Here is a 13,493-nt window from a genome sequence, read left to right on the forward strand (position 1 = left end):
GGCCTCTCGGTCATAGGAAGTCGGTCGAGTGCTTAGCCTAAAGGGGAGCGGCGGTTCCGGCGTACCTGTCGTCCGATCCGGGTAGAGCATTCACAATGGGTCGACTAGGTTTGTCACGGGCGATGTAGATCGACGTTGCTGGGCGGCACGTCAGCCGAAAATTCACGCCGTCGAAGCATATGCGTTGAGGAGGTCATCGAGTGTCGCCAGAGGTTGGTGAGCTGTTCGAGGATGGCCGCTTCCCTTTGTCCGCTGCACAGATGAATATCTATCTCGCCCAGCAGCTGGCACCGGACGTGCCGTTCACCATTGCTCAATACGTCGAAATTCGTGGCGATATCGATCCGGCCGTATTGATCCGAGCCACGGACATCGCCTGCAGGCAACTCGAATCGCCCGCAGTGCGGATCGGACTGCACGACGGTCATCCGTACCAGTGGCGAGACCTCCGGGTGCCGTACGCGATGATCTATCGCGATTTCCGAGACCGCGAGAATCCCGTCGAGGATGCCCAGCGCTACATGGACGAGCAGTACCGTCGCCCCGTCGATCTCGTTCGCGATCAGTTGATCGCCTCCGAGATCATTCAGGTGAATGAGGCGCACTACTACTGGTACAGCCGCGCCCACCACATCGTCATGGACGGTCTCGGCGCGATCTCCGTCCAGGAACGCACCGCAGCGGTGTACACCGCGTTGACCGAGGGCACCGAGATACCCAAGACGCGCGCCATCGGCGTCCGTGAGATCTACGACTACGAGGCTGCCTACCCCAACTCCTCCCGCTACGACACCGACCGCCAGTACTGGCTCGGCCGACTCGACGGCCACCTCGACGCACCCCGACTGGCAGGCAACACGTACACGCGCGCGGCACCGAGCGGCGTGACGGTCAGTGTCGGTGCCGTGCTGGACGCAGACCTCACCGAAGCCGTGGCGGCCGTGGCACATCGGTACAACAGCTCCGACGTGCCCGTCGTGCTCGCCACGTTCGCGCTGTACCTAGCGCGCATGACCGACACCGACGACGTGATGCTCAGCCTGCCGGTATCGGGCCGAGCCACCACCAAACTGCGGGAATCCTCCGGGATGATGTCCAACGTCGTGCCCCTGCGCATCGGCGTCGAACAGGGCGTGACGGTCGAAGAACTCCTGCGACGCATTCAGGTGGAACTCACCGGCGCGCTGCGCCATCAGCGATTCCGCGTCGAGGACATGCAGCGCGAGACCGGCGACGGCACCGGCAGCGCTGCCGCGGGACGCGGAGTGTTCGGCCCCACGGTCAACATCATGATGTACAACAGCACAATTCGGCTCGGCGACGTCATCGGCGAATACCGCGTGCTCTCCAGCGGCCCCATCGACGACATGATGGTCAACGTCTACCCCGGAGTCGCAGGCACCAGCACCCGCGTCGACTTCCTCGGCAACCCGGCTCTCTACTCCACCGACGAGCTCGCAGCCCATCACCGCCGGTTCCTGGTTCTGCTGCGTGCGGTGGTCAATGCCCCTGAGGGCCTTGCCGTATCGGAACTGGACGTGCTCGACGCCGACGACGAATCAGCGTTGCTGAATGCACGTCCAGCGGACAGGGTGACGCCGGCACCGCTGCCGTCGCTGCTGCGACGCGGTGCGGTGGTGCGTGCCGCGGGTGTCGATCAGTCCAGTGAGGACTTCACCCGGGTCGCAGAACACATTGCAGCGCAACTGGTCTCGCTCGGTGCGGGCATCGAGAAGCGCATCGCCGTGGCGATGGAACGCTCCTACGAATCCCTGCTTGCCTCGTGGTCGATCTCCACGGCCGGGTCGTCGTTCGTTCCGGTCGACCCCGCCGAGCCCACCGAGCGGCTGGCGACTGTGCTGACCGGCGCAGACATCGAATTCGGTATCACCACCAAGGATGTGCTGGAACAACTTCCGAACACGATCGAATGGTTCGACATCGAGGATCTGCTCGACGCGAACGAGCGTGACCTCGTGCCGCAGGCGCTGCACGTCGACAACGAGGCATACGTCATCCACACGTCGGGCTCGACCGGAAAACCCAAGGCCGTCAGCGTCACTCATCGCGGCCTGGCGCAACTGGCCGACAACGTCGTCGATCGGTATGCCGTCACCGCCGACTCACGAGTACTGCACCTGGCCTCGCCCGTGTTCGACGCCTCCATCCAGGAGGTTCTCGCGGCATTCGCGGCGGGTGCCACCCTGGTGATCGCCCCGGCCGATGTCTACGCCGGGCCAGCCCTCGCCGAGTTCCTGGCCAGCGAGAAGATTACCCATCTGATCACCTCACCGACGGTGCTGGCGACACTCGACCCGGGAGATCTGCACTCCATCGAGGTCTTCGACGTCGGCGGCGAAGAGTGCCCACCCACGTTGCGTGACCGGTTCGCTTCTCCTGAACGAACGATGTTCGACGCCTACGGCCCCACCGAGGCAACGGTATTGGCGACTCTGTCTGCCCCGATGGTCGTCGGCGAACGGGTCACGATCGGTGCGCCGCTGCCGGGTGTTCGCGCACTGGTACTGGATTCACACCTGCGGCCCACACCCCACGGCGGCGTCGGCGAGCTGTATCTCGGCGGCGACGGACTCGCCCGCGGATACGACGGCCAACCCGGTTCGACGGCGACGCGGTTCGTTGCCGACCCGGGCGTGGCGGGTGCGCGGCTGTACCGGACGGGTGACATCGTCCGATGGTCGTTCGACGGGTCCTCGCTCGAATACCTGGGCCGTTCCGACCAGCAGATACAACTGCACGGGCGTCGACTCGAACTCGGTGAGATCGACGCCGCAGCAACCTCATTCGCTGGAGTGACCGCGGCGGTGGCCGTCGTTCGCGACGACCGACTGGCCCTGTACGTCACCGGTGTGGCCGACGGGCTCGACGGCCATCTCCGGAACCGGTTGCCGGCATGGATGATTCCCCGTCACATCGTGGTTCTGGATGCACTGCCGATGACGGCGGGCGGCAAGGTCGACCGCCGGGCACTACCGACCCCCACCGCGCCGGCGGACACCGAGTACGTACCGCCGCAGACCGAGAACGAACGCGCAGTCGCCGCTGCCTTCGCCGACGTCCTCGGCGTCGAGGAGGTGGGGCGTGAGCACTCCTTCTTCGAGCTCGGCGGTGATTCGCTCAGTGCCACCCGAGTTCTCGCTCGCCTCGGCTCGGGAGTCTCGCTCACCGCGTTGTTCGCCGACCCCACCGTCCGCGCCGTCGCGGCCGCCATCGATTCCTCGGCCGAGCGTGAAGTCTCGCTCGAACTGCTCGATACCGTTCTGCCCGAGCATGTCCCGTTGTCGTATGCGCAGCAGCGCCTGTGGTTCCTCAATCAGTTCGACCCCACATCGCCCGCGTACAACATGCCCATCGCCATCCGGGTCGCAGCGGGTAGCGATGCGTCACTGGTTCTGACGGCACTGCGCGACGTCGCCGAACGACACGAAGCACTGCGCACCTACTACCCGGACGACGGCGACGGTCCGCGGCAGGTGGTGCGGCCCACCGACACCGTCCTGGTCGACGTACCGGCGCGCACTGTGCCCGAGCATCACCTCGACGACGCCGTCGCGGCTATTGCCGGGCAGGGATTCGACGTCGCTGCCGACGTCCCCATCCGGGCAGCGCTGCTGAGCGTGGAGGAGTCCGGCGATACGGTGGTCGCCGTGGTGGTGCACCACATCTCGATGGACGGATGGTCCCTCGACCCACTCGTGCGCGACTTCGCGTTGGCCCACGCATCACGCACGGCCGGTCATGCACCGACGTGGCCACGCTTACGCGCGCAGTACGGCCAGTACTCGGTGTGGAACCGAGCGACGGTGGATGCGGTTGCCGACGAACAACTCTCGTTCTGGACCTCGGTGCTGGGGCAGCGCGACACCGCGTTGGCGGAATTGCCGTCCGACTTCCCCCGGCCTGCCGTGCAATCCATGATCACCGACGCGGTTCCGTTCGAGATCGGACCGGACCTGCATGCGGGAATCCGTGAGCTGGCGCGGTCGAACAACGCGACCACGTTCATGGTGGTCCACGCCGCGGTGGCTGCGGCCCTGAGTCGATTCGGAACGTCGAACCGCGTGGTGGTCGGATCGCCGACGGCCGGGCGAGGCCACGAAGCCCTCGACGAGATGGTCGGAATGTTCGTCGGAACCCTCCCTCTCGCAGTCACAGTGGACCCGGCCGGCAGTTTCGCCGACCTGCTGGGTGCCGTCCGTTCCGCAGACCTCGACGCCTTCTCTCACTCGGACGTGCCGTTCGAGCGCATCGTCGACGCCGTGACCACCGATCGATCGCTGGACCGGCACCCGCTGTTCCAGGTGATGCTGGCATTCGACAACGCACCGCACCGAGCGGTCGACGACCTACCGTTCTCGGTGTTGGAGATACCCACTCGTACCTCGGAGTTCGACCTCAATCTCGTGCTGGAGGAATCGTCCGCCGGGCATGCCGAGTCGGACGGTCTCGTGGGGCAGATCGAATATGCGCTCGACCTGTATCAGCGGGCCACCGTCGAACAGTTCGCGTCGGCGGTGACGGCACTCCTGCATGCGGCGGTGTCGGACTCCGCATTTGTCGTCGGCAATCTTGCTCTCGCCGATGCGCCGACGCAGCCGGCCGAATCCGGCACTGGCACGTTCCTCGATGTGTTGGTCGGTGGCACAGCCGATTCGGTGGCTATCGATGGTCTGGAATCGCTGACGTACTCCGAACTCGATCGCCGATCCAACCGGATTGCGAGACTGTTGATCGCCCACGGCGTCGGACCGGAAACCCTCGTTGCGTTGTCGCTCGAGCGCTCGGCCGAGTACATCGTGGCGCTGTGGTCCGTGGTGAAGGCCGGCGGCGCATTCGTACCGGTGGATCCCCGCTACCCGGCGGCCCGTCGGGAGCAGATGCTGGGGCCCATCGAGATCGGCTTCGGCGGAACGGAACCGGGAGTGGGGTGGGTCGAGGAGAGCCACGCGCAGACGTTCAGCGACGCACCACTGACCGACGAAGACCGACTGGCGATCCTCCGACCCGCGCACCCCGCCTACGTGATCCATACGTCCGGTTCCACCGGCACACCCAAGCCCGTCGTCGTGACGCATCTGGGTGTGTATTCACTGGCGCAGCAGGTTGTTTCGCGCTACGGAGTCGAAGCGACGTCGCGAGTGTTGCACGGATACTCGGTGAACTTCGATGCCGCGGTGCTCGAGCTTGTGCTCGCATTCGGGGCCGGAGCGACCATGGTGATCGCGCCACGTGATCTCCTCGGCGGTGAGGAGATGGCTGCCTTCCTCGCTCAGCACCGGGTGACCCACTACCTGTCCACGCCCGCGGTACTCGCGACGGTACCGCCGGTGGACGGCGTCGAGACCGTCGCCGTCGGCGGAGATGTGCTGGGTGCCGGGGTTGTCGACGCGTGGTCGGCCGGACGCTCGATGCTCAACGCCTACGGACCCAGCGAAGCCACGGTGGTGGCCACCCTGGCCGAATCCCTGCGCGCTGGAGGGCCCGTCACGATCGGCCGACCGTTGGACCACGTCGGAGCATTCGTGCTCGACGACCGGTTGCAGCCGGTGCCACTCGGAGGCGTCGGAGAGCTGTATCTCGCGGGGTCCGGCGTGGCCCGCGGCTACCGAGCCGATTCGGCCGCGACTGCCGCGCGCTTCGTCGCAACCGCCGGCGGTGCCCGGATGTACCGGACCGGCGATCTTGTTCGACGTGAGCTCTCGGGACTGCTCGACTACCGCGGTCGGCGCGACGATCAGGTGCAGATCAACGGTGTGCGCATCGAACTGGGCGACATCGAGAGCGCACTGACGGCACATCCCGACGTCAGCGCGGCGACAGCACTGGTGGTCGACAGCAGAATTCACGCCTGGGTGGTGGGAACCAGCGAGTTCGATGCGGCCCAGTGGCTCCTGGACCGGCTGCCGTTGGCGATGCAGCCGGCCGTCATCACGTCGATCGATCGTATTCCGTTGACCGGCAACGGAAAGGTGGACAAGGCGGCCTTGATTCCAGCGATAGCGTCGGACTCCGAGTCGGGTGTCGGACGTACGTTGACGCAGGACGTCATTCTCGGAATCTTCGCCGACACGTTGGGAATCGATGCCCCCGCGGTCGACAGCAATTTCTTCGTCCTCGGCGGCGACTCCCTCGCGGCCACCCGCGTCGCCACACGCATCAGCGCGGTGCTCGGCGTTCGGGTTCCGGTGCGGACAGTATTCGAGGCTCCCACCGCGACACAGCTCGCGTCGGCGGTCGAGTTGCTGTCCGACAACTACACGGCGCTCCCCGCGCTGGCGCACCGCGCCGATGCGCGCTCCTACTCCGGTCTTGCGCCGGCCGAGCGACGCATTTGGCTGCAGAATCGATACGACCCGACATCGGCGGCATACAACATCGCCTTCGAGGTGACGCTCCCGGAAGGCCTCGACCTCGAGGTACTGCGCGCTGCGATTGCCGATGTGTTGGAACGGCATACGCCGCTCCGCACGGTGTACCCGTCGACGGGCGATGGGCCTGTGACCGTCGTGCTCGATCCGCAGATCGTGCTCTCGACACTGGACGACGCCCATGCGGGCATCGGAGGGGTGGCACAACAGGGCTTCGACCTGACCGTCGAGGCACCGCTACGACTCATGCTTGCCGAACGTCGCGGTGAGCGCGTGCTGACCGTCGTCGCCCACCACATCGCGATCGACGGCTTGTCGCTACGTCCACTGAGCCGCGATATCGAGACGGCTCTGCTGGCTCGAACGGCCGGAGCTGCACCGCAGTTCACTCCACTCGCCGTCGACTATCCGGACTACCGCGTGTGGCAACGCGACGTCCTGGACGCGGTGGCGTCCGACCAACTCGACTTCTGGCACCGCACGCTGGCCGGCCTGCCGGAGTTCCTCGACCTGCCCACCGGCACTCCTGACGCCGAGCAGGAGGCGTCGGGAGTCCAGTTTGCCGTCGATGCAGACACTCTCGCGAGTCTGCGGTCGCTCGCGCATCGACTGGGCGCGACGGTCTTCGTCGTCGTCCATGCGGCGCTGGCGGCCGTACTTGCCGAGGCCAGCGGAACTCGGGACATCGCCATCGGAACTCCGGTGTCGGGCCGAGCAGATCCGGCGCTCGACCACCTCGTCGGCATGTTCGTCGGCACCGTCGTCCTGCGGACCGACGTGGATCCGGCGTCGACGTTCGAGGACTTCGTCACCGAGGTGCGCAACCGAGACCTCGATGCCTTCGCGAACTCGGACGTCCCGTTCGAGTGGGTAGTGGACGCGGTACAACCCACCCGCGCCGTCGATACGCACCCGCTGTTCCAGGTGCTTCTGGCCTTCGGTGACATCAGCACGCCCACAATCGAATTGGGCCCGAGCGCCGTCAATCCGCGTCGAGTGGATATCACGGCGACGCAATTCGACCTGGAATTCGTCGTCGAAGAATCCGATGCCGGGCTGCTGGGCACTCTCGCGTACTCCGCCGGCCGGTTCTCCCGGGCGGTCGTTACCGGACTGGCAGAACGTCTGACCACGGTGTTGAACACGGTCGCAGCGGCGCCTGACCTTCGGCTCGGTAGCGCAGAATTCGGTCAGGGCGGATCGGCTGTCGTGTCCCGTCGAGACGGTACGGCCGATCAGTCCACACTGGCGCAGGTATTCATGCGGGCGGCGAGTGGCTGGCCCGACAACATCGCTGTGATCGACGATGCACGATCGGTGACCTACCACGAGCTGGACAGGCAATCGAATGCACTGGCCGACAACCTCGTTCGGGCCGGAGCCGAGCCGGGATCTCTGGTGGCGATCGCCCTGCCACGGTCTGTCGAGTACCTCACCGCGATCTGGGCCGTGGCCAAGACCGGTGCCGGCTTCTTGCCGATCGATCCGTCGCAGCCCGCTGCGCGAGTGCGGGAGATTCTCGACCGCGCGGCCCCCGTCACGGGAATTGCGTCCGTGGACTTCCACTCGGCCGGAAACGACTGGCTGACGGCCGATGGTGACGAGCTCGACCACTTCCAGTTACGCGAAGCAAGCGTCGACAGCACGGCGTACGTCGTCTACACCTCGGGATCGACCGGGGCACCGAAGGGTGTTCGGGTGACGCACCGCGGTATTGCCAATCTCGTTCAGAGCCAACGAGACTTGTTCGACGTCGAGCCGACATCACGCGTGCTGCAGTTCGCGTCACCGAGTTTCGACGCGTCGATCTTCGAGACCCTGATGGCCGTCGGTGCCGGTGCGAGTGTGGTGATCGTGCCGCCCGACGTGCACGGAGGACGCGAGCTCGAAGCACTCATCGACCGGCACCAGGTGACCCACGCCTGCCTTACCCCGACCGTGCTGCAGGTGACGGACTCCGCGTCCCTGCCTTCCCTCCGGGTGGTCGTCATGGCCGGCGAGGCCGCCAATTCGGCACTGCTGCAGCGCTGGTCGCAGGATCGCTCGGTGTTCAATGCGTACGGGCCCACCGAGGGAACCGTCATGAGCACCTGCACCACGCATCAGCGAGACTGGGCATCGGCTGCGGTGACCATCGGCGAACCGACCCTCGGATTCGACACGGTGGTTCTCGACGCCCGTCTGCGACCGGTGGGCACCGACGTCGTGGGGGAGCTGTACCTGGGCGGGGCCGGTCTGGCCGAAGGGTACGTGGGCGACGCCGCGTTGACGGCGAGCAGCTTCGTCGCCAATCCCTTCGGTGACGGCAGGCTCTATCGCACCGGCGATCTGGTGCGGTGGGTGGCGCGCGAGACCGGACGCGAACTCGAATACCTGGGCCGAGTCGATTCACAGGTGAAGATCCGCGGCCATCGCGTCGAACTCGCCGAGGTCGAGGCGGCATTGCTGCGTCACCCCACTGTGCGTCAAGCCAGCGTGATCGGGCATGCGAACTCCTTGGCTGCCTACGTGGTGGGTGCCGTCGAGCCGCGAGAGGTACGTGACTTGCTGGCGAGAACAGTGCCCGCCTACATGGTGCCCAGCACGGTGACCGTCGTGGATGCACTGCCGATGACGTTGTCGGGCAAGGTCGATACGAGCAGGCTGCCCGAGCCCACAGTGATGTCGACCGAACGACGCGCGCCGGTCTCGTCCACCGAAGTACTCGTACACACCGTGTTCTCCGAAGTGCTGCACCTCGCTGCCGACGATATCGGTATCGACGACAATTTCTTCGACCTCGGCGGGCACTCCCTCTCGGCGGTGCAGGTGATGGACGCGCTGGGCGACAAGCTGAGCCGTCGAATCCCGATCAGTGCATTGCTCGAGCACCCGACGATCACAGCATTGGCTGCGCGCCTCGACATGGACGACGGGGATGCCGAATCGAGTGGCGCGTTCGATGTGCTGCTGCCGCTGCGGACCGACGGCGTGGGCGCACCCCTGTTCTGTGTGCACCCGGCCATCGGAATTGCTTGGAGCTACCTGTCGTTGCTCGGGGAGACGGACCGCCCGGTGTACGGGCTGCAGGATCCGGGCATCTCGAACCGTGACGCTGCGCCGTCGTCGATCGAGGAGTTTGCTTTCGCCTACGTGCGGATGATTCGAGATGTGCAGCCGCACGGGCCTTACCACCTGCTGGGGTGGTCGCTCGGCGGTGTGATCGCCCACGCGGTGGCCGTGCAGTTGCAGTCTGAAGGCGAGGACGTCGCGCTGTTGGCCCTCGTCGATGCGCAGCTCGCGGCACCCGACGACGCCGAGGAATTCGGCGTCGACGATCTGGCTCGTCAGCTCGGGGTCGAGGCGACGTCTTTCGAGGACATCGTTGCCGAATTGCGGAGTACGCGAACCGAACTGGCGTTCCTCACCGAGGACGATCTACGCGCCATGTATCGGCCGGTTGTCTCTGCGCCCAGCTGGGTCGCGTCGTACGAGCCGGCGGTGTACGCGGGCGATGTTCACTACTTCGCTGCTCGTGGCTCGGACGGCGCGAAGCACTGGACGGGCCTCGTCGACGGGCGGATCTCGGTGAAAGAGGTCGATGTGGAACACGAAGACATGCTGGGCGAGCAGGGCGCCCGTGCACTAGGCCGAGTGATCGGCGCCGATTCTGTGGGGAAGGGTGTGGCGTGATGAACCAACAACTGGAGCCGTTCGTCGATGATGTGCGGGCGCATTACGACCTGTCGGACGATTTCTTCGCGCTGTTCCTCGATCCGAGCATGACGTACAGCTGTGCCTACTTCGAGCGTGACGACATGACGTTGGAGGAAGCGCAGACGGCCAAGATCGACCTGGCGCTGGGCAAGCTCGATCTGAAGCCGGGCATGACACTGCTCGATATCGGTTGCGGCTGGGGAGCTCTCGTCAAACGGGCGGTGGAGAAATACGACGTCAATGTAATCGGTCTGACGTTGAGTCGAAACCAGTACGACCGTGGCCGCGCGCTCGTCGCCGACCTCCCGACCGAACGCAACGTCGACATCCGGTTGCAGGGGTGGGAGGAATTCGACGAGCCCGTCGACCGGATCGTGTCCATCGGTGCGTTCGAGCACTTCCGACGTCAGCGTTATTCGGCGTTCTTCGCGAAGTGCCGTTCGGTGTTGCAGCCGGGTGGGCGAATGCTGTTGCACACTATCGTCATTACCCCGCCCGACCCGGCTTCCGGGGGTGGACTCACGCGCGAGGATGCACACTTCTCCCGCTTCATCCTGCGCGACATCTTCCCCGGTGGCCAGTTGACGTTGGTCAAGGTGGTGAAGGCGAAAGCGGCCGAGGCGGGATTCGAGTTGCTCCGCGAGCATGCACTGGGACCGCACTATGCACGGACACTCGACACGTGGGCCGAGAAGTTGATCGCGTCCAAGGACGAGGCCATCGCACTGTCGTCGGAAGCGACCTACGACAAATACGTGCAGTACCTCACCGGGTCGTCGGAGCGATTCAAGAACCAGCGCATCAACGTCGTACAGTTCACCCTCGAAGCGGGAGACACGCCTGCCGAGTGATGTTGAGACCGCGCTCGTACTCCCAGGTCAGATTTCCAGCATCAGTGCGCGGTGATCGGAAACCTCGGGCTCGGCCACGATCTCGAAATTACGCACAGCCGCGGTGGACGAGACCAGAACATAGCTGGCATGACGTACCGGTTTGGTGTAGCTCGATGCCCGGGTATCGGCGTTGCCGACGAGGTCGACCATCCCGTGTTCCCTCAGCACGTGGAACGTCGTGCTCGACGGAAGGAGATTAAGGTCGCCGCAGAGAACTGCGACATCACTTGTGCCACAGGCTTCTTCAACGATCGCCGCTAGTCTGCGGGCCTGCTCGGCGCGGGCTGGGGTGTCCTGTTTACCCGCCGGATCTCGAAGGCCGTGCAGCTGGATTACGGAGACTGTCTTCCCACCGAGACGGTCTCGGACTGTCACCGTGAGTGCTGAGCGAGGTCGGTCCTCGGCATCCCAGTCCGTGTAGTCGACGAACTGCGAGTGCACGAATCGGGCGTCGAGCCCGATAACGGGAATGTCGTCTCGAACCCATGTTGCGATGCCGAAGTCCTGTCGCAGCCGAACGCCTTCGTCGTCGGTCACCGGACCTGCGTCGTTCGCAACGAAATATGGGGTGTGTCCGGGCAGTGCGGAGGACACGTCATCGAAGAGGTTCAACCGTTGCGGGAGCGTCCTCTCACCGTCGGCGAAGGTAGCCCATCCCGACCTCTGTGGAGTGCGCGTAACTTCTTGCAAGCAGACGATGTCGCCATCGACGGCGCGCAGCCAGGGTAAGAGCTCGTCGTACATCGCTCCACCCCAAGCGTTGACCGACACCACTCTCACAGACCAAAAGTACCCCAGCGGGTGGTCGAAGCGAATCGAAAATTTGCGCAGCAACTCTTGACTGCACTTTCAACTATGTACTCTGGCTAACGACAATGGTCGTGTGCATCTCGTTTTCGTCGTCCGGTCCGAGTGAATCTGCTTCTGATGTCGGAGGATCCATGCAGACAGTTTTCTGGGCACCGCGTTTTGCGGCTGTGTATTTCCTCGCGGCTCTCGCGTCGCTGGTCCTGTTCACTACCATCGGCGCGAACATGGCGATAGCGGCACCGCTGATCCTGGCCCTCGTAGGGATGGGAATCGCTGTGTTGATTCGTAGTCGCACCGGTTCGTCCGTGACGCGTTCCTGAAGCCGGCTTGCAGAGCCGGGACTCACACCGCTGGATTACGCGGCGTCTTTTTCAGGTGGTGGTTCGCAAGTTGTTCGGCCCGGTGACTCGTCGGCGGACTCCTCGACATCCGCTCGACGGATGCCACGACCGATCCACACGGCGGCGAGCGCGCCGATCAGCAACCACACGGCAACGAAGCCGAGAACCCACCACACGAGCCGCATTCGTTGCCGGGCACTGGTTGGATGGGTGCGAGTTTCGGCCGAAGTCGTAGCGCTCGCGGCAACGTTCACCCAAACCGCAGCTGCGCCATTCCGGCGGTCATCGGCTCCGCTGTTGGAATCATGGCGACCGAGGTCGCGACGACTCCATACGGCCAGACAGTGGGCTGAGGGTTTACGCTCGCTGACCCGAAAGAGGAACTAGACAAACGTTATGCGCCCGCAGTGGCACCAGTAAGTTCGAGGATCAATGCGCTGGTCCGGGTGGTCATCGGGCCGCCCCAGCTAGTGGAATGGCCATGACATTCCGGTTGACGGTTGGTGCATAACGCGAGAAATGCTCCTCCTCGTGTGGGCCCGCAGAGATGGGTTGGTCGTGTGCAAGGCTTTCGCAGCGCGCGTGCACGTGTCATCTGTGCCACGATCGAGCCGCGAAGAGGTGCCCCGCCCCAAATGTTCGTCGACGAGGAATGCCCACCATGAAGATTGCTCGACTCGGTGTTGTCAGTGGACTGTTCACCGCCCTGGCTCTCGCGTTCACTGCGACGTCCACCGGCACCGCAACCGCAGCGCCACTTCCGGTCGTCGGCCCCGGTAGTGGTTTCGTCACCACCGGTGGCCTCGACGACCTCACCGTCTGTTCCATCGCGGCCGTCGGCTACGACGACGCGGGCCGACTCGTCGCCCTCACCGCCGGCCACTGCATCCTTCGATCGGGACTCCCCGTCACGCTCGTCGGATCGCCCGCGGCCCCGGTCGGCACTACCGCCGTCGGACATTGGGGGCCGGATTACGGCGTCATCGTTCTGGACCCCACCAAGGTGACACCCGTCAATAGCCTCGGCGGAATCACCGTCACCGACATCGGTACCGCATCGGTGGGGCAGCCTGTCTGCAAGACCGGGCTCGGCAGCGGAGTGACCTGCGGAAGCATCGTCGACGCGCGCGGCAGCGACCTGATGTCCGACGCGCTCACTGTCTGGTCCGACTCCGGTGGACCTCTGGTCGTCGGCACCACCCTCGTCGGCATCACGAGCCACGCCTCCGGGGTGCCGCTGCTCAGTCCCACCGCGTACGCGTCGGCAGCGGAATCCGTTCGGCTGCTGAATCAATCGGGAGAGCCGGGAGCCGGCTTCCGTCCAGTGTGAGCCGGGTTGGCCGGCCGATCGCTGCGCGCAACAG

5 protein-coding genes are annotated in these 13,493 nt (G+C 65.1%); 4 read left to right on the forward strand and 1 reads right to left on the reverse strand.

Going from position 1 to position 13,493, the window contains the following annotated elements:
* Positions 1-200: 200 nt before the first annotated feature.
* Together RFA01S_RS07500 and RFA01S_RS07505 are read left to right on the forward strand one after the other, a co-directional pair.
* The gene (locus tag RFA01S_RS07500) at positions 201-10,061 is read left to right on the forward strand and encodes a non-ribosomal peptide synthetase (protein WP_032406142.1); all 9,861 of its coding nucleotides are present in this window, start codon (positions 201-203) and stop codon (positions 10,059-10,061) included.
* Entirely contained in the window at positions 10,061-10,936 is an 876-nt protein-coding gene (locus tag RFA01S_RS07505; RefSeq protein ID WP_032406143.1) for a cyclopropane mycolic acid synthase family methyltransferase, read from the forward strand. Before RFA01S_RS07500 ends, RFA01S_RS07505 begins: the two co-directional genes overlap by 1 nt.
* 27 nt (positions 10,937-10,963) lie before the next feature.
* Here the strand turns inward: RFA01S_RS07505 and RFA01S_RS07510 are convergent, their stop codons facing one another.
* Positions 10,964-11,758, reverse strand: a complete 795-nt coding sequence (locus tag RFA01S_RS07510) for an endonuclease/exonuclease/phosphatase family protein (RefSeq protein WP_032406144.1) — start codon at positions 11,756-11,758, stop codon at positions 10,964-10,966.
* A 161-nt stretch (positions 11,759-11,919) separates the two neighbouring features.
* On the opposite strand from RFA01S_RS07510, the gene RFA01S_RS07515 reads away from it, so the two are divergent.
* Positions 11,920-12,108, forward strand: coding sequence for a hypothetical protein (locus RFA01S_RS07515; protein ID WP_139278405.1), 189 nt, complete (start codon positions 11,920-11,922; stop codon positions 12,106-12,108).
* A gap of 682 nt (positions 12,109-12,790) precedes the next feature.
* On the forward strand, positions 12,791-13,459 hold the full coding sequence (locus RFA01S_RS07520; RefSeq protein ID WP_052060459.1) for a chymotrypsin family serine protease: 669 nt from the start codon (positions 12,791-12,793) through the stop codon (positions 13,457-13,459).
* Positions 13,460-13,493 lie beyond the last annotated feature (34 nt).

The sequence above is a fragment of the Rhodococcoides fascians NBRC 12155 = LMG 3623 genome, assembly GCF_001894785.1.
Classification (GTDB): Bacteria; Actinomycetota; Actinomycetes; order Mycobacteriales; family Mycobacteriaceae; genus Rhodococcoides; species Rhodococcoides fascians.

Coding starts and splice junctions, on each gene's coding strand:
- RFA01S_RS07515 (WP_139278405.1), top strand. CDS start 11,920: ATGCAGACAGTTTTCTGGGCACCGCGTTTTGCGGCTGTGTATTTCCTC.
- RFA01S_RS07520 (WP_052060459.1), top strand. CDS start 12,791: ATGAAGATTGCTCGACTCGGTGTTGTCAGTGGACTGTTCACCGCCCTG.
- RFA01S_RS07505 (WP_032406143.1), top strand. CDS start 10,061: ATGAACCAACAACTGGAGCCGTTCGTCGATGATGTGCGGGCGCATTAC.